The organism is Nocardioides sp. F233 (genome assembly GCF_057813895.1).
In genome coordinates this window covers 58,348-78,164 of record NZ_JBVASH010000007.1, presented here as the reverse complement: position 1 = coordinate 78,164, position 19,817 = coordinate 58,348, and the positions used below count along the sequence as shown (strand labels likewise).

Below are 19,817 nucleotides of genomic sequence, written 5' to 3'. Positions count from 1 at the left end.
ATCGTACGAAGCCCCACGGCCGCGCGCGGCGGAATGACCCGTTCAGCCCGCCGCCTCGCCCTCGTCGAGGAAGCGCACGACGTGGGGCGGCGCCGGGTCACCCTGCGTGTTGAGCGGCGCGTGCGCGATCACCGACCGCGCCTTGCGCCGTACGACGGAGTCGCGCTGCCCGCGCTCGTCGATCAGCACCAGCCGGTGCCCGTGCCGCAGCACCGGCGCGGCGGTGATCCCCGCCAGCGACAGCGCCGCCAGGATCGCCGTCGGGTCCTGCCCGTTCGGCACCTCGTACCCCAGCACGTCGCGGTCGCGACTCGCCAGCTCGTCCTCGCGCGCCATCTCCGCCCGCACCCAGGGCACCATCACCAGCACCCCGGCACACGCGAGCACCGCAGCGATCGCTCCGAACACCATCCACGGCAGACCTGCTCCGCCCATGGCACACCTCCTCCTGCCCCCTCGCGGTACCCGCGCGGGACAGCAGCAACCGGGTCAGCAGACCCGGCGGTTCACTCCCACTCGATGGTGCCCGGCGGCTTCGAGGTGATGTCGACCGTGACCCGGTTGACCTCCTCGACCTCGTTGGTGATCCGGGTCGAGATCTTCTCGAGCACCTCGTACGGCAGCCGCGCCCAGTCGGCGGTCATCGCGTCCTCGGAGGTGACCGGACGCAGCACGACCGGGTGGCCGTAGGTGCGGTGGTCGCCCTGGACACCGACCGAGCGGACGTCGGCGAGGAGCACGACGGGCATCTGCCAGATGTCGCCGTCGAGGCCGGCGGCCGTCATCTCCTCGCGGGCGATGGCGTCGGCCTCGCGCAGGATGTCGAGGCGCTCACGGTTGACCTCGCCGATGATCCGGATGCCGAGGCCGGGGCCCGGGAAGGGCTGGCGCTGGACGATGACGCTGGGCAGGCCGAGCTGGGCGCCGACGGCGCGGACCTCGTCCTTGAAGAGCTCGCGCAGCGGCTCGACCAGCTCGAACTCGAGGTCCTCGGGCAGGCCGCCGACGTTGTGGTGGGACTTGATGGTCGACGTACCGGCGCCGTGGCCGGACTCGACGATGTCGGGGTAGAGCGTGCCCTGGACGAGGAAGCCGACCTTCGTGCCCTCGGGCGCACCCTTGACGACCTCGAGTTCGGCGCCCTCGAAGGCGCGGATGAACTCGCGGCCGATGATCTTGCGCTTGGCCTCCGGCTCGGAGGTGCCGGCAAGGGCGTCGAGGAACTGCTTCTCGGCGTCGACGATGACCAGCTTGGCGCCGGTCGCGGCGACGAAGTCGCGCTCGATCTGCTCGGTCTCGCCCTTGCGCATCAGGCCGTGGTCGACGTACACGCAGGTGAGGCGGTCACCGATCGCCTTCTGCACGATGGCCGCGGCGACGGCGGAGTCGACGCCGCCGGACAGGCCGCAGATGGCGCGGCCGTCGGGGCCGATCTGCTCGCGGACGCGGGCGATCTGCTCCTCGGCGATGTTGCCGATGGTCCAGGTCTGCCGGCAGCCGGCGATGTCCCACAGGAAGTGCTCGAGGACCTTCTGGCCGTGCTCGGAGTGCAGCACCTCGGGGTGCCACTGGACGCCGGCGAGGCCGCGGTCGACGTCCTCGAACGCGGCGACCGGGGTGACCTCGGTCGAGGCGAGGACGGCGAACCCCTCGGGGGCGGCGCTGACCGAGTCGCCGTGGGACATCCACACGTTGTGCTCGGCCGGGATGCCGTTGAGCAGGGTGCCGGCGTGGTGGATGTTGACGCGCGTGCGGCCGTACTCGCGGGCGCCGGTCGCGGAGACCGTGCCGCCGAGGTGGGCGGCCATCAGCTGGAAGCCGTAGCACATGCCGAACACGGAGGGACCCGCCGTGAAGATGGCCGGGTCGAGTGCCGGGGCGCCGTCCTCGTAGACCGACGACGGACCGCCGGACAGGATGATCGCCTTCGGGTTCCGGGCGACCATCTCGGCCACGGACATCGTGTGCGGCACGATCTCGGAGTAGACCCGCGCCTCGCGCACGCGGCGGGCGATCAGCTGGGCGTACTGCGCCCCGAAGTCCACCACCAGGACCAGGTCGTGCTCGGGCTGCGTCTCCTCGGCCGTCATGGGCGAATCGTATCGGCGTACGCCCGTGGTCCCGAACCGGCGTCGTACCCGGCATTCGGGTCGTGATCCCGGGCGCGGGGCGACCCGAATGCCGGGTACGACGGGACTAGCCGGCCTGGCGCCGCAACCAGATCCGGCGCTGGTGCTCGTCCAGGGCCCGGCGCCGGGCGACGGTCGAGGTGTCGACCCACCATCCGGGCTGCTCGGTGGTCCAGCGACGGGGGCGGTCTGGCCGCTGCGCGGCGCGCCGGTAGGCCGCGTCGAGCCGCGCGAGGAAGGCGGACACGTCGCGGCGGTCCTCGGACAGCATCGTGACGAGCTCGAGGTCGAGGTCGCGGTACAGCGCGTCGCGGTCGAGGTCCTTGCGGCGGACGCCGTCGGCGAGGTGCACGGCTCCGTCGTACTCCCCGACGACGCCGGCCCGCAGGTCGATCAGGTCGGGGGTGACCAGGTGGCGGCCTGCCGGGGCGGCCGGGTCGAACAGCGGGCGGTTGGTCCACAGCACCGCCTCCGGCCGCCGGCGGAGCCAGGCCGTCCGCATCCCGACCTCCTGGGGCGACCAGGCGTTCTCGTCGGCGAGGTCGAGGGCTTCGCGGAAGGTGCAGATGCCGGGACGGGAGACCAGACCGCCGGCGTACCTCTGCAACCGGGCGAGGTCGGTGAGGTCGTCGGCGCAGGCCATGTCGATCACGCGGACCGCGGCGGTCACGGACGCGGCGCGGCAGGCCTCGAACGCAACGGCACGCTCGACGCGGGTGACCGGCAGGCCGTCGACCACCTCGACATCGGCTTCGAAGAGCCAGTCCTCGGTCAGCTCCACGCCGGCCCGCGGCCGGGCGCCGCGGGTGGTGAGGGCGATCGGGACGTCCAGCCGGGTCCGGCCGTCCGCGGCCAGCCCTCCGAACCACCGCACTTCCCGCCAACCGAGCGACGCCCACCCGGTCACCGCTGCGTCCGCAGGAAGCCCGGCGAGCGCCTCGACCACCCGCTGGTCGAGCGCGCCGCCGTCGATCCCGCTCGGGACGCACCAGCCGGGCGCGACCCGCCGCCACCGCGGTCCGCGCGCCTGTCCCGGGGTCGGTCCCGTCCGACCGGTCGGGTCGACGTGGCAGGGCAGCACGACGCCGGGACGGGTGACGGAGTGCGGGAACATCCCCCGATCGTGCTCCGAACCGGTCCTCCGGGTGACGGCTCTCCACAGGCGCCCGTCCGGCCCTCACCCGGCGCTCGTCGTACCCGGCAATCGGGTCGTGATCGAGCGGTCCGGACGACCCGAATGCCGGGTACGACGAGAGAACCCGCCCCGCGAAAACACCCGGAAAACGCACCAGGGCCCGGCCGGGGAGGGAGGGTGGCCGGGCCCTGATTGTCCACGCAACTGATGGACAGTGCCTGGACCGAGCCCGGGCTTCGGGAGGGAGCGTGAATTCCCGGGCTCGCTTCGTTCAACGACACCCCTGAGAGGGAGTTACGCCGGCTCCGAACAAGTTCGACGAAAAGTTCTGGGGCGGTCCCGGATCACTCCGGAACCGCCCCAGCAGGCACGTCAGCCCCAGCGGTCAGCTGACCCCGACGATGGGCAGGCGCAGGGCCGCCGGCGCGTCATCCGGTACGACGGGCGCCCGCGGCGCCACCGGCTCGATCGACGCGTAGGCCTCTCCGAGCGCGGGCCGGGAGTCCGCCTCGCCCTTGTTGGGCCAGTAGGCCATCGCCCGCTCGGCCTGGGCGGTGATCGTCAGCGACGGGTTCACACCGAGGTTGGCCGAGATGGTGGAGCCGTCGACGACGTGCAGGCCCGGGTGGCCGTACATCCGCTGGTAGGCGTCCACGACACCCGTGGCGGCGCTGTCACCGATGGTGCAGCCGCCGATGAAGTGGGCGGTCAGCGGGCGGTTGAACGGCTCGCCGATGGTGCCGCCGGCGGTGCCGCCGCCCATGACCGCCGCCATCCGGCGGACGGCGTCGTTGGCGGCCGGGATCCAGGTCGGGTTCGGCTCGCCATGGCCCTGCTTGGACGACAGGATCCACTTCCCCGCGACCCGCTTGGGGAAGGTGGTGATCGAGTTGTCGACCGACTGCATGACCAGCGCGATCACGACCCGCTCCGACCAGTGCTTGACGTCGTAGAGGTCGCGGACCCGGCTCCGTTCCTTCCACAGCTCCTTGAGCCACACCTTCCAGCGCGGGTCGGGTCCGTCACCGTCGGTGAGCACGGTCTGCATCAGCGACATGGCGTTGCTGCCCTTGCCGTAGCGGACGGGCTCGATGTGGGTGTGCTCGTCGGGGTGCCACGAGGAGGTGATCGCGACGCCGTCGGTGTAGTCGACGTCGGAGCCCTGCGGCGCGATCGCGCCGAGGATCGACTCGGAGTTGGTGCGCGTCAGGTGGCCGAGCCGGTCGGAGACGTTCGGCAGGTCGCCGGTCGCCTTGAGCCGGTGCAGCAGCTTCTGGGTGCCGAGCGCAGCGGCCGAGAAGACGACCTGCTCGGCGGTGAACGTCCGCACCGCCGTACGACGCGACAGCTTCGCCTTCGTCCACCGTGTGTCGACCCGGTAGCCGCCGCCGGCCAGGGGCCGGACCCGGGTGACCGTGGTGAGCGGGTGCACCTCGGCGCCGTTCTGCTCGGCGAGGTAGAGGTAGTTCTTGACCAGCGTGTTCTTGGCGTTGTGGCGGCAGCCGGTCATGCACTCACCGCAGTCGGTGCAGGTGTTGCGTCGCGGCCCGGCACCACCGAAGTACGGGTCCTCGACCGAGTCTCCCGCCGACTGCGAGGGGCCGCCGAAGAACACGCCGACGGGAGTGGCGTGGAAGCTGTCGCCGACACCCATCTCGTCGGCGACCTTCTTCATCACCTCGTCGGACGGCGTCATCCGCGGGTAGGTGACCACACCCAGCATCCGCTTCGCCTGGTCATAGTACGGCGCCAGCTCGGCCTTCCAGTCCGTGATGTGCGACCAGGACGGGTCCTTGTAGAACGGCGCGAGCGGCTCGTAGAGCGTGTTGGCGTAGACCAGCGAGCCGCCGCCGACACCCGCGCCGGCGAGGATCAGGCAGTCCTTGACCATGTCGATGCGCTGGATGCCGTAGCAGCCGGCGGACGGGGCGTAGAGGTACTTCTTCAGGTCCCACGAGTTGTCGGCGAAGTCGGCGTCGGCGAACCGCGCACCGGCCTCGAGGACGCCGACCTTGTAGCCCTTCTCGGTCAGCCGCAGCGCGGTGACCGAGCCACCGAAGCCCGACCCGATGACCAGGACGTCGTAGTCGAAGTCGGTCATGCGCGCCCCAGCTTGTCCATCAGGCGCAGCGAGGTCGTCATGAACTTCGCGTAGCCCTCGTCGGACATGCCGAGCATCGGACCGAACCGGATCAGCCGCTGCGTGGCGACCGACTGGGTCTCGGTGTAGCGGTGGATGCCCTCGCTGCCCTGGCGCCGGCCCATGCCGGACTCGCGCATGCCGCCCATCGGGGCGTCGATGCTGGCGAAGGTCGCGCCGAAGGCCTCGTTGACGTTGACCGTGCCGCACTTGATCTGGCGGGCGATCGCGCGGCCGCGGACGGTGTCGCGGGTGTAGACCGAGCCGTTGAGGCCGTACTCGCCGTCGTTGGCGCGGGCGATCGCGTCGGCCTCGTCGTGGAACCGGTAGATCGACACGACCGGGCCGAAGGTCTCGTTGCCGAAGCAGGTCATCTCGGGGGTGACGCCCTCGAGGATGGTCGGCTCGAAGTAGTACGGCGCCAGGTCGGGCCGGGCCTTGCCGCCGGCGAGCACCCGGGCGCCCTTCGCGACCGCGTCCTCCACGTGGGCGGTGACCGTCTCGAGCTGGTCGGCCGAGATCAGGGTGCCCATGTCGGCGTCCCAGTCCATCGTGGCGCCGAGGCTCATCGCCTTGGTGCGGGCGACGAAGCGCTCGACGAACCGGTCGTAGACGGCGTCGGCGACGAACATCCGCTCGGTGGAGACGCACAGCTGGCCGGCGTTGGAGAAGCAGGCGCGTACGGCGCCCTCCGCGGCCCGCTCGACGTCGGCGTCACGGAGCACGAGGATCGGGTTCTTGCCGCCGAGCTCGAGCGAGCAGCCGATCAGCCGCTCGGCCGCCTGCTTGGCGATGATCTTGCCGGTGGCGGTGGAGCCGGTGAAGCAGATGTAGTCGGAGCGCTCGATGATCGGCGTACCGAGTTCACGGCCGGGTCCGGCCACGACCTGCCACAGGTCGCGCGGGAACCCGGCGTCCTCGAGCAGCTGGGCGCCGAGCAGGGCGGACAGCATGGTCTGGGCGTCGGGCTTGGTCACCACGGCGTTGCCGGCGAGCAGGGCCGGGAGGCCGTCGCACAGCGCCATCGTGAACGGGTAGTTCCACGGCGAGATGATGCCGACGACGCCCTTGGGCACCCGGTTGAGCTCGACCTTCGTCAGCACGGGTACGACGCCCGGGCGGCGCTGGGTGTCGAGGTGCTGGTGGGCGGTGCGGGCGTAGTAGCGCGCGGTGAGCGCGATGTGCAGCGGCTCGTCGAAGGCGTGCTTGCGGGCCTTGCCGGACTCGAGCTGGATCAGGTCCATGATCTCGGCCTGCCGGTCGAGCACGATGTCGTGCAGCCGGTGCAGGATCCGGGCCCGCTCGTCGATCGACACCCGCGCCCACGCGGCCTGGGCGACCCGCGCACGGCGGAACGCCTCGGCGACGTCGTCCGTGCTCGACTGCGGGATGTTGGCGACCGGCGCACCGTTGATCGGCGAGAAGACCTGGCTGGACCTGCCGGTCGTCGAGAGGACCCGGTCGGTCAGCCGGGCGACGTACTCCGGCTCGAGGGCGTACGACGCCCGCGGGTCGTGCTCGGGGTCGTGCGGGCCGTCAACGACCGGGCCGTCGGAGGACGCGCCGGAGCCGGGAATCGCTTCGCTCATGGGACGAGGGTAGGTGACCGCAGTCACCGAATCTACTGATCGGTAGCAGATGTGCCGCTTTACACATCCCTCCCCCGTGTCAAGGGGGCCGGATCCGCTGCAAACCGGCTGCAAATGGGCCGGCGCAGGCTCGTCGGCACGGCGACGAGAGGCGTCGCCCCCGAGCACCAGGAGACCGCGATGAGCATCGACCACCAGCACCCGGCCAGCACCCAGCGGACCGAGCAGAAGAGCTTCGGCACACCCGACGAGACCCGCTCGTTCGAGCGCGGCGTCGCCGAGATCCTCACCGTCGGCGGCACCCCGATCGGCCGCCTGGTCCTGCAGCCGGGCTGGCGGTGGTCCGAGCACGTGAAGCCGATCGCCGGCACCGACCTGTGCGAGGCCCCGCACTTCCAGTACCACGTGAGCGGCGAGCTCGGGATCGTGATGGCCGACGGCACCGAGCTGGTCGCCCGCCCCGGTGACGTCACCTCGCTGCCGGAGGGCCACGACGCCTGGGTGATCGGCGACGAGCCGGTCGTGGTGGTCGACTGGTGGGGAGCCTCGAACTACGCGAAGCCCTGAGCCGGGCGCGTGCGCCGCCTAGGATGGCGCGCGTGAGCGCACTCGCCGTGCGTGTGCTCGGGGAACTCACGGTCGACGGCTTCGACGTCGCACAGCTGGACAGGAAGGCCCGCGGGTTCCTCCTGCTGCTGGCGCTCGCCCGCGGGGCGGCGGTCCCGGTCGACGCCGCCGTCGACGCGCTCTGGGGCGAGGACCCGCCACGCCGGCCTGGCGACCAGGTCGCCGTCCTCGCGAGCCGGGTACGACGCCTGCTGGGTCGCGAGCGCCTCGAGCGGACCGACCGCGGCTACCGCCTGCACGCCGACTGGTGCGACCTGGTCGAGCTGGACGCGGTGACCCGGGAGGCAGAGCGCCGCCACGCGGCCGGGGAGCCGGGGGCGGCGACCGCGGCGGCCCGGGCGGTGCTCGCGCTGCTGCGAGGACCGGTGCCGGAGGTGCGGCCCGAGGCGGCGTGGGCCGCGGCCGAGCAGGCGGCGGCGGTGCGGCTGGTGCAGCGCGCCCGCCGGGTCGCGGCGAGCAGCCTGCTGGCGGCCGGCGAGTGGCGCGACGCCCTGGAGCTGGCCACGGCCGACCTCGTCGAGGACCCGCTCGACGAGCAGGCGGCACGCACGGCGATGCGGGCCCACGCGGCGGCGGGCCGGCCGGCCCAGGCGCTCGCGGTGCACGCCGCGCTGCGCGAGACCCTGGCCGACCAGCTCGGCGTCGACCCCGACGAGGAGACGGCGGCGCTGCACACCGCGATCCTGCGCGGGGACCTGCCGGTCGTCCGGTCCGCGACCCACGTGCCCGCGCTCGTGGGCCGGGACAGCCAGCTCGCGCACCTCGACTCGCTGGTCGCCAGGGCTGCCGCCGACCGCGCACCCCGGATCGCCGTGGTGTCCGGCGAGGCCGGGATCGGGAAGACCACCCTGCTGACCAGCTGGGCCGCGTCTCGTCGTACGGCGGGCGACCGGGTGCTGCTCGGGACCTGCGGTCCCCTCGACCGGGCGGCACCGCTCGACGTCGTCCTGTCCGCCCTGGCCGAGCACCTGGACGACGCCGACCACGAGGCCCTGCTCGGCTCCACGGACGCCGCCCGCTCCGTCGACCCCGCCCTCGGGCCGTCCGTGCTCTACGCCGCGCTCACCCGTGCCCTCGCGCGGATCGCCGCGGACCGTCCGCTCGTCCTGGTCGTCGACGACGCGCACCTGGCCGGACCGACGCTGGCCGACTGGCTGGCCTACCTGCGTCGCCGTCCGCTCCCCCTCGTCGTCGTGCTCGGTGCCCGCCCGGCAGAGGGGAACGACCTCCCCGCCACCGACCACGTCGGGCTCGGTCCGCTGGACCGGACGCACGTCGCGGCGCTGGTCGGTGAACGACGAGCCGACGAGCTGTACGCACGCTCGGGCGGCCACCCGCTCTTCCTCGCCGAGCTCGCGTCGGTGCCCTCCGGCGACCTGCCGGAGTCCCTCGTCGCCGCGGTGACCGCCCGCTGCAACGACCTCGGCTCCGCCGGCGAGCTGGTGCGCACCGCCGCCGTCCTGGGCGGCGACCTCGACATCGACCTGCTCGCCGGAATCCTCGGGCGCAGCACCCTGGCCGTGCTGACGGACGCCGAGCGCGCGGCTCGCAGCGGCCTGCTCGTCGAGGTCGCGGGCCGGCTGCGGTTCCGGCACGACCTGGTCCGCACCGCCCTCGTCTCCGGTACGACGACCGGCCGGACCGCGCTCCTGCACCGCGAGGCCGGGCGGGCGCTCGCCCGGCGCCACGACGCCGACCCGGCCACCGTCGCCGAGCACGCCCGGCTCGGCGGCGACGGGGAGCTCGCGGCGCGCGCGCTGCGCACGGCCGCCGGCCGAGCCGCGGAGCGCTTCGACCACGCGACCGCCGAGGACCTGCTCGACCAGTCGCTCGCGCTCGCGGCCGACGACGACACCCTGCTCGCCCGGGCCCGGGTGCGGATCCGGCGTCGGCGCTACCGCGATGCCGAGGAGGACGCGCTCGCGGCCACCCGCTCCGGGCCGATGCGCTGGGAGACGGCGGCGTGGGCGGCGTACTTCGACCGGCGCTTCGACGACGCCGCGTCGTACGCCGAGGACGGGACGCTGGCGGCGGACGACGGTGCGTCGCGCACCCGCTGCCTGGTCGCGTCCGGGCGGATCCTGCACGCCCGCGGCGAGCTCGACCGGGCCCGGGAGCAGCTCGACACCGCCCTGGTCGAGGCGACCGGCGAGGACCGGCTCGAGGCCGCGGCCTGGCTCGGGGTGCTGCACGCGCACCGCAGCGAGGTCGACGCCGCGCTGGCCCTGCTCCGACCCGCGACCCGGCCTGGGGTCGGCGTCGCGCACACGGCCGCTTCGCTGCACGCGCTGCTGTTCACCGGGCACACCCTCGCCGTCGCGGGCCGGGCCGGGGAGGCGCTGGCCTGCTTCGACGGCTACACGACCGAGGTCGAGCGCCGCGACGTCCCCCGCTTCGCCGGGCGCGGGGTGAACTTCTCCGGCTGGGTGCTGCGCAACCTCGGCGACGTCGCGGCCGGCGTCGACGCCCACCAGCAGGCGGCCGAGGAGGCGGTCGACGGTGTCGTGATCCCGGAGGTGCTGGTCGCCGCGCTCGAGGACCTGGCCGAGGAGCGGCTGCGCGCGGGCGATCCCGACGCCGCTGCCGCGCTGCTCGACCGGGCCCGCGCGACCCTGGTCGGCGACCTCGTGTTCGGGTGGCGGCTGGCGATGAAGCTGCAGCTGCTGCAGGCACAGGTCCACCTGCTGCGCGAGGAACCCGAGCCCGCCCTCGCGGTGGCCCAGGCCCTCGCCGACGCCGCTGCGGCCGCCGGGGTCCCCCGCTACGACGCCTGCGCCCGGCTGCTGGTCCACCGGGCCGCGCACGCGCTCGGCGAGCCGGTCGACCGGGAGGCGGCGTGGCGCGACCTCGGCCGGGTCGAGCACGCGGTCGGCATCGAGGCGTGGTGGTGGGCCGGCAGCACCGGCGCTGCGCTCGGGGAGGAACGCTGGCTGACCCACGCCGAGCAGCTGGCAGCGGACATCGAGCGCTCAGCAGCTACGACGTGAACTGCACCAGGTCGGCGCAGAAGTCGCGGTCGGAGAAGTCGCTGTGCCCCGTGGACGACCGCACGACGCGGAACGAGTCCGGCACCTCGATGTCGTCCTCGGGGTCGCCCGGCGTGCCGTTGTAGTCGATGTCGAACGCGAAACGGGTCTGCCCGGGGTCCTTGAGCACCAGTGTCCCCGCCGCGTCGTAGTAGCGGGACCCTCCCGAGGCGAACACGGTGATCGTGATGGTGCCATCGCCGTTGTCGACGATCGTGTGGTCCCGGCTGCTGGCCGTGAAGGCGTTGGTGAACGTGCCCCCGGTGTCGAGGTTGGTCGTCACGACGGAGCCGTGCAGGCTCTCGCGGTAGTAGGGGAACGGCGACGAGCCGCGCTGGTTGAACACGAAGCTGCCCTCGACGTCGATGGCGTCCTGGGCCGGCGTCCCGTCGCAGTCGTAGACGTCGCTGGTGAACACGTCGTGGAAGTGGCCCTTGTCGATGGGCTGGGCGACCGCATGCGCGGCGGGTACGGCGCTGGCCGCGACCGCCGCACCAAGGGCAAGAACGAGACGCGTGCGCATGGCTCCTCCTGGGTCGGGACGACCCGTCCAGCGTGGCACCGACGACGCGTGCCGCCATGCCCGATCTTGGGGCTTTCGGCTCAGTTCGCCGTGACCACGAGCATCGGTACGACGACCGGCGGCGCGCCGTCCAGCAGCCGGGCGGCTTCCTCCTGAACGGCCTCGCGCTCGGCGGGAGGGAGGCCGGCGACGAAGGGCGCGTGGTGGGCCATCCCCAGCCGCCAGGCGACCAGGTCCGCCGGATCGGCGAGACCGGCGGCGACCTCGACCCGGTCGACCGCGACCGACCCGTAGCCGCCCGCGGACACCAGCTCAGCCAGCCGGTCCGGGGCACCGAAGCGGCGCTCGGGGCCGGCCTTGAACGCGACGTACCAGCCCGGCGGCCGGTACCCGTGCGCGGCGAGCACCTGCTCGACGACGTCCTTGGCCGGGTGCGTCCAGCCCTCGGCGAACGCGGAGGCGGCGAGCACGGGCGCGACCCGGCGCAACGCTGAGAGCACCGGTACCGGGTCGGTCAGGTGGCCGAGGCTGAAGGCCGCCAGCGCGACGTCGAAGGACCCGTCGGCGAAGGGCAGACGGGCCAGGTCGGCAGCGACGGCGAGGGCCGGCGGGCGCGGCAGGATCGCCGGGGCCAGGTCCACCGCGACCACCCGCGCCGCACCGGCTCGACGCGCCGCGTCGCCGGCGACGCCGGTGCCGGCACCGGCGTCCAGCACCGCGGCACCGGCGAGGTCGAGGCCGTCGACCAGGGCCGCGGCCAGCCGGGCGTAGAGCCGTGCCGGACCTGCGCGCCACGCGGGCGCGGCGACGTCGTAGGCCCGCCGGATCGCGTCGCTCATCGCAGCAGGGGCGCCGCCTCGACGGCTCGCTCCTCCCACCACGCCAACTCGTCGTCGTACCCACCCAGCGCCTTCTCCCAGCCGAACTGCACGAGCGCGCCGAGCAGCGCGAGCGCGAGCTGCCGCTCCCACCACGGCTCGGTGGCGACGCCCCGACGCTCGAGCGCGGCCCGGTAGTCGTCGATCGCCTGCTCCTTGCTGACCGGCAGCCGGCGGCAGTTGATGGCGAGGTACCACGCCAGGTCGGCCGTGCCCGCTCCCCGGCCCGGGGTCTCCCAGTCGAGAAGGACGGTGCGGCCCGCATCGTCGGTGCCGAGGTTGTCGAGCTTCCAGTTGCCGTGGACGAAGGTCTGCGGCGTCGCCGCGAGCGCCGTCAGCAGAGGGTCCGGCTCCTCGACCAGGGGTACGACGACCGCCGCGGCCCGCGGCGCCACGGACTCCAGCCGCGGCCAGCCCTCCGCCACCAGGCTGGGCACGAGGTGCGTCGAGCCGAGCGCGGACTCGGTGGCCGCCATCCGCGGGGACAGCTCGAGGTAGCGGTTGCGCGGGGTGACGACGTCGACGTCGAGCCCCGTCTCCCAGAAGGTGGCGTGCAGCGCGGCCATGTGGTCGAGGAAGCGGGTGTTCTGCTCGGCGCTGATCGGGTCGTCGACGGCCGGCACCAGCCACGGACCCACGTCGTGCATGAGCACGGCAGACAGCGTCGGCCGGTGCCGGTCGTGGGCGACCGCGACGATCGGCTGGACGATCTCGTGCGGCAGCGCGTCGAGGATCCCCCGCCGCCACAGCGCCACCGTCGGGGTCCCGGGCACCCCCGCCGCCCGCAGCGTCCAGTCGGCCTCGTGGTCGAGATACTTGACGACGTACGGCCGCCCGTCGATCCGCACCCGTTCCAGGACCGCTCCCGACTTCCCCGGGGCGTCGAGCGCCGCGCGATCGGTCGCGCCGTCGAGCAGGGCGGCGACGGAGTCGAGGACGGTGCGCTCAGGCATCCGCGGCCGCCATCTCGGCCAGCAGGGACGCCGGCCAGCGGCGGAGCTCCTCGAACCGCCCGGGGTCGGCGAACCAGCCCCGGTGGGTCGCGCGGATCTGCTCCGACCCGGCGCGGTGGAACCGCCAGTTCGGGACGGTCGCGTCGAGGGTCGCGCCGTGCGCCCACACGTCGTCGCACTCGTCGATGCGGGCGAGGCGCACGGCCTCGAGGAATCGGTCGACCACCGGCTGCTGGGACATCGCGGGCTCCTCGGCTCGGCTCATTCTGGCAGCACCGAGCCTGCGCGGACAGCCTTGCAGCAGGCTTGCAACCGCCTACATCGGCGGGTCGATGTCTCGATACGCCGGTCGTGAATGGCGAGCAAGCTCGCCATTCACGCGACTACTCGACCTCCCGACCTGATCCGTGACCGCGCGAGCAAGCTCGCCCGGTCACGGGGTCGCGAGGTAGACCGACTTCGCCTCGGTGTACTGAGCCAGGCCCTCGGGACCGAACTCGCGGCCCAGGCCGGAGGCCTTGAAGCCGCCGAACGGCGCCGAGAAGTCCATCGTGTAGGTGTTGATGCCGTAGGTGCCGGTGCGCACGCCGCGGGCCACCTCGAGGCCGGCCTCCTGGTCGGCGGTCCACACGGTGCCGGCGAGGCCGTACTCCGAGTCGTTGGCGATCCGGACGGCGTCGGCCACGTCGACGTACGGGATGACCGAGAGGACGGGCCCGAAGATCTCCTCCTGGGCGATCCGCATCTTGTTGTCGACGCCGGCGAAGACGGTCGGGCGGACGTACCAGCCGCGGTCGAGGCCCTCGGGGCGGCCCTCGCCGCCGGTCAGCAGCTGGGCGCCCTCCTCCTGGCCGATCCGGATGTACGACGTCACGCGCTCCTGCTGGCGCTGCGCGACCATCGGGCCGATCTCGGTGGCGGGGTCGAGCGGGTCGCCGACCTTCATGGCACCGATGGCGGCGGCCAGGGCGGCGGCGAAGGCGTCGTGCCGCTCCTGCGAGACGAGCACGCGGGTCTGAGCGACGCAGGCCTGGCCGGAGTTCATCACGCCGAGGAACTTCAGGCCCTCGATCGCGGCGGCCTCGTCGGCGTCGTCGAGGATGATCGCGGCCGACTTGCCGCCGAGCTCGAGCGAGACCCGCTTGAGCTGCTCGCCGCAGATCGCGCCGATCTTGCGGCCGGCGGCGGTGGAGCCGGTGAACGCGACCTTGTCGACGCCGGGGTGGCGCACCAGGTGCTCGCCGACCTCGCGACCGCCCGCCACGATCGAGACGACGCCCTCGGGCACGCCGGCCTCGACGAGCAGCTCGGCGAGCAGGTAGCCGTCGAGCGGGGTCTCCGGTGCCGGCTTCACGACGACGGTGCAGCCGGCCAGCAGCGCCGGCACGACCTTCGACAGGATCGTGAACTGCGGGACGTTCCACGGCGGGATGGCGGCGACGACACCGACCGGCTCGTGGCGCACGACGACGTCCGCGCCGAGCACGCCCGCACGCCGCTCCTCCCACGGGAACTCCCGCGCGATGCCGAGGAAGGCCTCGATCTGCATCCACGGCGCCGGCGCCTGGGCGAGCGAGCTGAACGAGATCGGCGAGCCCATCTCGGTGGAGATGATGGTCGCCATCTCCTCGAGCTTCGCGGCGTACAGACCGGACAGGTTCTGCACGATGTCGATCCGCTCGGCCGGGCTCATCCGCGGCCACGGGCCCTCGTCGAAGGCCCGGCGGGCCGCGGCGACCGCAAGGTCGATGTCGGCGGTCGATCCCTCGGGGACCCGTGCGACGACCTCCTCCGAGTGCGGGGAGACCACCTCCAGCACGGCGTCGGTGGCGGGCTTCGCCCAGGTGCCGCCGATGAAGAGGGCGTCGCGGTCGAGGGTCATGGGGGTTCCTTTCAGTCGTACGTCTCGATACGCCGCTCGTTCCTCGCGGCTACTCGACGAGCTTTGTTGGGTCAGGGGGCGAGGGTGAACCAGTCGGCGAAGCCGCTGGGGTCGTGCCGGCCGAGGGCGCCGTGCTCGAACAGGCCCCACCCCTCGGAGCCCTCGGGTACGCCGGCACCGGCGCCGTGCACGGTGGCGCGGCCGACGTGGTCGATCACGCCGAACATGACGCGTCCGGCGACGGCCGGGTCGTTCATGTCGTAGGTCAGCCGCTCGGTGAACGCCGCGCCCTTCCACATGCCGTGGGTCCAGTCGGAGTCACCGCCGTACCCGCCGCCGACGTGGATCGGCACCGGCAGCTTCGACTCGACCTCGAGCACGAGCTCCTTGCCCTCGGGCGTGGTGCAGGTGACGGTGGCTCCGGTCGGCACGCGGGTGCCCGAGCCGTAGCGGATCTCGACCCGGGGCCAGCCGAGCTGCTCGACCCGTCCGTCCTTCCACGTGCGGGTGCAGTCGTTGAGGGTCCGGAAGCCGTCGGGGGTCTCCTGGATGATCATCACGATGCAGAAGTCCTCGAAGCGCAGCGGCAGATAGAGCCACCACATGCCCTCGAAGGCCGGGTCGGCCGGCTTGCCGGCGGGCGCCGCCTCGCCGACCGGCCGGATGCCCCAGGAGCGGTCACGGGTGCCGACCCAGCGGTCGGGCGTGACGGCGATGTCGGTGCCGTCGACGCTGAGGACGCCCTCCCAGGTGCCGACCTGGGCGAAGCGCTGCGCGTCGAGCGTCGTACCGCTGCCCTGGCGCATCACGTGGGGCAGCTCCTGGACGACCGGGAAGGAGCCCTCCCAGGTGAGGTCCATCGCGATGCCCTCGGTCTCCTCGAGCACGACGCGCAGCTTGCGCAGCGGCTCGACGACCTCGATGCGGTAATTGCCGACCTGCTGGTCCATCCGGTCGGCACCGCGCGGGTCGGCGGCGTCGCCGAGGTGCAGGCCGGTCTGCTCGTCGCCGCGGCGGAGCAGGACGTAGGCGTCCTTGGTGCCGAGGTTCGGGTAGAAGCCGAGCCCGGTGATCAGGAACAGGTCGCCGGTGCGGTCGTGGGCGTTGAGGTAGCAGCGGTCGTAGAAGTTGCGGTCGCTGCTGCCCGCCCAGGCGACCGGACGCGGGAGCTGGTGGATCGGGAACTCGTCGAGCGGGCCGACGCCGTAGTACTCGCCGTGCAGGCCGTGGTCGTTCCGGGTGCTCATGCACCCACCTCCTCGAGGAGCCGCTCGAAGAGCGGGCGGTGGTGGAAGACGGACTCGGGGTCCTCGGGCTTCTCGATCTCCCCGAAGTGGATCTGCCGGGCGCTGGTGCGCATGAAGACACAGGCCCACAGCACGGCGGCGTGCAGCTGGTGCCAGGTGAGGTCGCCGACCTCGACCCCGCTGATCTCGGCGTACGCCGTCCGCGCGGCGTCCGCGTCGAGGAACTCCGGCATGCCCGGCAGGCCGAGCATGGTCGCGATCTCCTGGAAGACCCGGTGCGCGAACACCATCCAGGCCAGGTCCATCTCGCGGGTGCCGAGGGTCGCCATCTCCCAGTCGAGGACGGCGACGGGACGGAAGTCGTCGTACATCGCGTTGCCGATGCGGGCGTCTCCCCAGACCAGCACCGGGTCGGCGCTCTCGTCGGGAAGGTTGGCCTCGAGCCACGCGAGGCCGCGCTCGACCAGCGGAGAGCGCGGGCTGCCCTCGGGGGCGTTGACGGCGTACTCGTACCAGGACCGGGTCTTGGCGATGTTGCGGGCGAGCGGGGTCGCGCCGTCGTACCCGGCGTTCGCGGGGTCGAGGAACGCGAAGGTCGTCGCGGCGTCGGGGATGGCGTGCAGCCGGGCCAGCACCTCGATGCTGGTGCGCTGCAGCCGGGCCTGCTCCTCGGGCGAGGCGTCGAAGAGCCAGTTGTCGCCGAACGTGTAGGGCAGCACGTCCGGCGGGACGACGCCGGCGATCCGGTCCATGAGGAAGAACGGCGTGCCGAGCACGTCGCCGGTCGGCTCCATCCACCGCACCGCGGGCACCGGCACCTCGGTCAGCTCCGAGGCCAGCCGCATGGCGTCGTACTGGTCGCCGAGGCGGTACTCCTGGAACACCGGCAGGTCCTCCGGCGCCGGGGCGACCCGGGCGATGAGCTGCTCGGTGACCCGCTCCCCGTCGACGGTGTGCGCGAGGTCGAGGACGACCGTCTCGCTCGACATGCCGTTGCTGTCGACCCCCGCGTGGAGGGTGACGACGGGGTCGGCGCCGGCGGGCAGCACAGTGGCGAGCCACTCCTCGAGGCGGTCGTGGACCGCGCCCTGGTCGCGGCTCGACCGCTGCAGGGTCATCTCAGCCATCTCTGCGGGCAACGACTCGCTCACGGGTCCTCCTGCTTCCACGTTACTAGAACGTGTTCTACGTCACGACGAGCGTTACGGTACCCTCGGTATCGAAAGAGGGGAAGAGGTCATGGGGATGAAAATGGCTGCGCCTCGCACGACATCCCGTGCGACCGGCCGGCCGCGGGACCCGCGGATCGAGCAGGCCGCGCTCGACGCGGTCCGCGCCCTGCTCGCCGAGGGCGGGTACGCCGCCGTCACCGGCGCAGCCGTCGCCGCCCGAGCCGGTACGACGAAGGCGGCGCTCTACCGCCGCTGGACCGCGCTGCCCCACCTCGTCCACGAGGCCGCGTTCCCCAGTGAGCTCGCCCTCGACATGCACCTCGGCGGGTCGCTGGAGGACGATCTCGACGGCATCGTCCGCGGCGCCCGCGACGCCCTCTGCTCCCCCGTCGGCGCGGCCGCCCTGCCCGCCCTGCTGGCCGAGATCACCACCTGGCCCGACCTGCACGCGGCCATGCTGGAGCGCTTCTCCGGGTCGTTCCGGGCGATCGACGAGCGGCTCGCACTGGCCGTGGCGGCCGGCGAGGCGCATCCCGACGCCCGGGCCGACGACCTGATCCAGACGATCGTCGGGACGATCATCGCCGGGGTGCTGCTGACCCCCGGCCAGCTCGACGACGCCTGGGTCGACCGGCTCACCGCGAGCCTGGCCCGCAGCCTGCGGCCCTAGCGTCCTGTCAGGACGCTAGGAGATCTCCGCGAGGGCCAGGCCCTCCTCGTCGCCGAGCCGGGCGAGCGCCTCGGCATCGGGACCGTAGACGGCGGAGCCGCCGATGAAGGTGGACGGCCCGCAGCGCCCGGTGAGGCCGGCGACCACGACGTGCAGCCCGTGGTCGAGCGCACGAGCGGCGTAGGTGACGTCGAGGCGTCGCGCGCCACCCGGGAAGTACGCGACCGAGGCGAGGTAGACGCTGGCCCCGGCCGCCGCGGCGGTCGCGGCGTGCTCCGGGACGCTGCCGTCCTTGCAGATCGACAGCGCGAGCACGACGCCGTCGACGGTGATCGTCGCGGGGTGCTCGCCGGGGACGAACCAGGTGGTCTCGTCGCCGTCGAGGTGCTGCTTGTCGTACGGCGCCGTGGTGGTGCCGTCGGGCTCGACGACCACCGACGCGAGGGTCCGGCCGTGGTCGCGACGCAGCGCGGTCGAGGCGACCACGGTGGCGCCCGCTGCGGCCGCGGCCGCGCGCAGCGGGTCGAGCAGCGGCCCGGCCAGGTCGATCGGGGTCGGCACGGCGCCGCAGAACGCGCTGGCGTCGTACCCGGTCAGGAAGGCCTCGGGGAACACCACCACCCGGGCACCTCGCCCGCCCGCCTCGCGGACGAGGCGGGCGGCGGTGGCGACGTTGTGGGCGAGGTCGCCGGCGCGGGCCTCGGCCTGGGCGGCGGCGACGATCATCAGTGCGCGACGACCTCGACGCGCTGGAACTCCTTGAGCTCCGTGTAGCCGGTGGTGGCCATCGAGCGCTTGAGGGCGCCGACCAGGTTCATGGTGCCGTCGGCGACACGGGAGGGCCCGAACAGGATCTCCTCGATGGTGCCGACCTGGTCGAACTGGACCCGCTGGCCGCGCGGCAGGTCCGCGTGGTGCGCCTCGGCGCCCCAGTGGAAGCCGCGGCCGGGGGCGTCGGTGGCGCGCGCGAACGGCGAGCCGACCATGACGGCGTCGGCGCCGCAGGCGATCGCCTTGGCGAGGTCGCCCGAGGTGCCGATGGAGCCGTCGGCGATGACGTGGACGTAGCGGCCGCCCGACTCGTCGAGGTAGTCGCGCCGCGCGGCGGCGACGTCGGCGACCGCCGAGGCCATCGGGACGGAGATGCCGAGGACGGTGCGGGTGGTGTGGGCGGCGCCGCCGCCGAAGCCGACGAGGACGCCGGCCGCGCCGGTGCGCATCAGGTGGAGCGCGGCCTGGTGGGTCGCGCAGCCGCCGACGATGACCGGGACGTCGAGCTCGTAGATGAACTCCTTGAGGTTCAGCGGCTCGGCCTGGCTGGAGACGTGCTCGGCCGAGACGGTGGTGCCGCGGATGACGAACACGTCGACGCCCGCGTCGGTCACCGTCTTGGCGAACTCCTTGGTGCGCTGCGGCGACAGCGAGCCCGCCACCGTCACGCCGGCCTCGCGCACCTCGCGCAGCCGCTCGGTGATCAGCTCGGCCTTGATCGGCTCGGTGTAGATCTCCTGCAGGCGCCGGGTGGCCTCGACGCCCTGCAGCCCGGCGACCTCGTCGAGGAGCGGCTGCGGGTCGTCGTACCGCGTCCAGAGGCCCTCGAGGTTGAGCACCCCGAGGCCACCGAAGCGGCCGAAGTCGATGGCGGTCTTCGGCGACATCACCGAGTCCATCGGCGCGGCGAGGATCGGCAGGGAGAACCGGTACGCGTCGATCTGCCAGTCGACGCTGACCTCCTCGGGGTCACGCGTGCGCCGGGACGGCACGATCGCGATGTCGTCGAAGGAGTACGCCGTCCGGGCCCGCTTGGCGCGGCCGATCTCGATGTCGCTCACCCGAGGAGGATATC

Annotated in this window: 17 protein-coding genes; 3 read left to right on the top strand and 14 right to left on the bottom strand. The window is 73.1% G+C overall.

The features are described 5' to 3' along the window. Nucleotides 1-42 precede the first annotated feature (42 nt). The 5 genes from ACZYRU_RS23075 to ACZYRU_RS23055 all read right to left on the bottom strand — a co-directional run bounded on the left by ACZYRU_RS23075 (nucleotide 43) and on the right by ACZYRU_RS23055 (nucleotide 6,993). Nucleotides 43-435 carry a hypothetical protein gene (locus ACZYRU_RS23075; RefSeq protein ID WP_488959443.1) on the bottom strand — a complete coding sequence of 131 codons (393 nt, stop codon included), beginning with the start codon at nucleotides 433-435 and terminating at the stop codon, nucleotides 43-45. Between the two features lie 71 nt (nucleotides 436-506). Beyond that, on the bottom strand, nucleotides 507-2,090 hold the full coding sequence (guaA, locus tag ACZYRU_RS23070; protein ID WP_488959442.1) for a glutamine-hydrolyzing GMP synthase: 1,584 nt from the start codon (nucleotides 2,088-2,090) through the stop codon (nucleotides 507-509). Nucleotides 2,091-2,196: 106 nt separating this feature from the next. Then, a complete protein-coding gene (locus ACZYRU_RS23065) occupies nucleotides 2,197-3,243 on the bottom strand; it encodes a hypothetical protein (RefSeq protein WP_488959441.1) in 1,047 nt (348 codons plus the stop codon). 406 nt (nucleotides 3,244-3,649) lie between these two features. Next, on the bottom strand, nucleotides 3,650-5,365 hold the full coding sequence (locus ACZYRU_RS23060; protein WP_488959440.1) for a GMC oxidoreductase: 1,716 nt from the start codon (nucleotides 5,363-5,365) through the stop codon (nucleotides 3,650-3,652). Then, nucleotides 5,362-6,993: a succinic semialdehyde dehydrogenase gene (locus ACZYRU_RS23055; RefSeq protein ID WP_488959439.1), complete on the bottom strand. Its 1,632-nt coding sequence runs from the start codon at nucleotides 6,991-6,993 to the stop codon at nucleotides 5,362-5,364. Before ACZYRU_RS23055 ends, ACZYRU_RS23060 begins: the two co-directional genes overlap by 4 nt. A gap of 180 nt (nucleotides 6,994-7,173) precedes the next feature. Here ACZYRU_RS23055 and ACZYRU_RS23050 point away from each other — a divergent pair, with 180 nt between their 5' ends. After that, complete coding sequence (locus tag ACZYRU_RS23050; protein WP_488959438.1) at nucleotides 7,174-7,560, top strand: cupin domain-containing protein; 387 nt, start codon at nucleotides 7,174-7,176, stop codon at nucleotides 7,558-7,560. 32 nt (nucleotides 7,561-7,592) lie between these two features. Continuing rightward, nucleotides 7,593-10,607, top strand: coding sequence for an ATP-binding protein (locus tag ACZYRU_RS23045; protein WP_488959437.1), 3,015 nt, complete (start codon nucleotides 7,593-7,595; stop codon nucleotides 10,605-10,607). Here the strand turns inward: ACZYRU_RS23045 and ACZYRU_RS23040 are convergent. From ACZYRU_RS23040 to ACZYRU_RS23010, 7 genes are all read right to left on the bottom strand, one after another. Further along, nucleotides 10,597-11,169 (bottom strand): hypothetical protein, encoded by a 573-nt coding sequence (locus ACZYRU_RS23040; protein ID WP_488959436.1) that lies wholly within the window; start codon nucleotides 11,167-11,169, stop codon nucleotides 10,597-10,599. The genes ACZYRU_RS23045 and ACZYRU_RS23040 overlap by 11 nt on opposite strands. Before the next feature lie 80 nt (nucleotides 11,170-11,249). After that, nucleotides 11,250-12,008, bottom strand: a complete 759-nt coding sequence (locus ACZYRU_RS23035; protein WP_488959435.1) for a methyltransferase domain-containing protein — start codon at nucleotides 12,006-12,008, stop codon at nucleotides 11,250-11,252. After that, nucleotides 12,005-13,000, bottom strand: coding sequence for an aminoglycoside phosphotransferase (locus ACZYRU_RS23030; RefSeq protein ID WP_488959434.1), 996 nt, complete (start codon nucleotides 12,998-13,000; stop codon nucleotides 12,005-12,007). The genes ACZYRU_RS23035 and ACZYRU_RS23030 overlap by 4 nt, the downstream gene beginning before the upstream one ends. After that, the gene (locus tag ACZYRU_RS23025) at nucleotides 12,993-13,241 is read right to left on the bottom strand and encodes a hypothetical protein (protein ID WP_488959433.1); all 249 of its coding nucleotides are present in this window, start codon (nucleotides 13,239-13,241) and stop codon (nucleotides 12,993-12,995) included. Before ACZYRU_RS23025 ends, ACZYRU_RS23030 begins: the two co-directional genes overlap by 8 nt. 192 nt (nucleotides 13,242-13,433) lie before the next feature. Then, nucleotides 13,434-14,882 carry an aldehyde dehydrogenase gene (locus tag ACZYRU_RS23020; RefSeq protein WP_488959432.1) on the bottom strand — a complete coding sequence of 483 codons (1,449 nt, stop codon included), beginning with the start codon at nucleotides 14,880-14,882 and terminating at the stop codon, nucleotides 13,434-13,436. Between the two features lie 71 nt (nucleotides 14,883-14,953). Continuing rightward, nucleotides 14,954-16,129: an Rv3169 family protein gene (locus ACZYRU_RS23015; protein WP_488959431.1), complete on the bottom strand. Its 1,176-nt coding sequence runs from the start codon at nucleotides 16,127-16,129 to the stop codon at nucleotides 14,954-14,956. Continuing rightward, nucleotides 16,126-17,280, bottom strand: a complete 1,155-nt coding sequence (locus ACZYRU_RS23010; protein ID WP_488959430.1) for a phosphotransferase family protein — start codon at nucleotides 17,278-17,280, stop codon at nucleotides 16,126-16,128. The genes ACZYRU_RS23015 and ACZYRU_RS23010 overlap by 4 nt, the downstream gene beginning before the upstream one ends. A gap of 100 nt (nucleotides 17,281-17,380) precedes the next feature. Between ACZYRU_RS23010 and ACZYRU_RS23005 the strand changes: the two genes are divergently transcribed. Beyond that, nucleotides 17,381-17,971 (top strand): TetR-like C-terminal domain-containing protein, encoded by a 591-nt coding sequence (locus ACZYRU_RS23005; RefSeq protein WP_488959429.1) that lies wholly within the window; start codon nucleotides 17,381-17,383, stop codon nucleotides 17,969-17,971. 15 nt (nucleotides 17,972-17,986) lie between these two features. Here ACZYRU_RS23005 and ACZYRU_RS23000 read toward each other — a convergent pair whose 3' ends face one another. Then, complete coding sequence (locus tag ACZYRU_RS23000; protein WP_488959428.1) at nucleotides 17,987-18,697, bottom strand: carbon-nitrogen hydrolase family protein; 711 nt, start codon at nucleotides 18,695-18,697, stop codon at nucleotides 17,987-17,989. Further along, nucleotides 18,697-19,803, bottom strand: coding sequence for a GuaB3 family IMP dehydrogenase-related protein (locus ACZYRU_RS22995; protein WP_488959427.1), 1,107 nt, complete (start codon nucleotides 19,801-19,803; stop codon nucleotides 18,697-18,699). The genes ACZYRU_RS23000 and ACZYRU_RS22995 overlap by 1 nt, the downstream gene beginning before the upstream one ends. Nucleotides 19,804-19,817 lie beyond the last annotated feature (14 nt).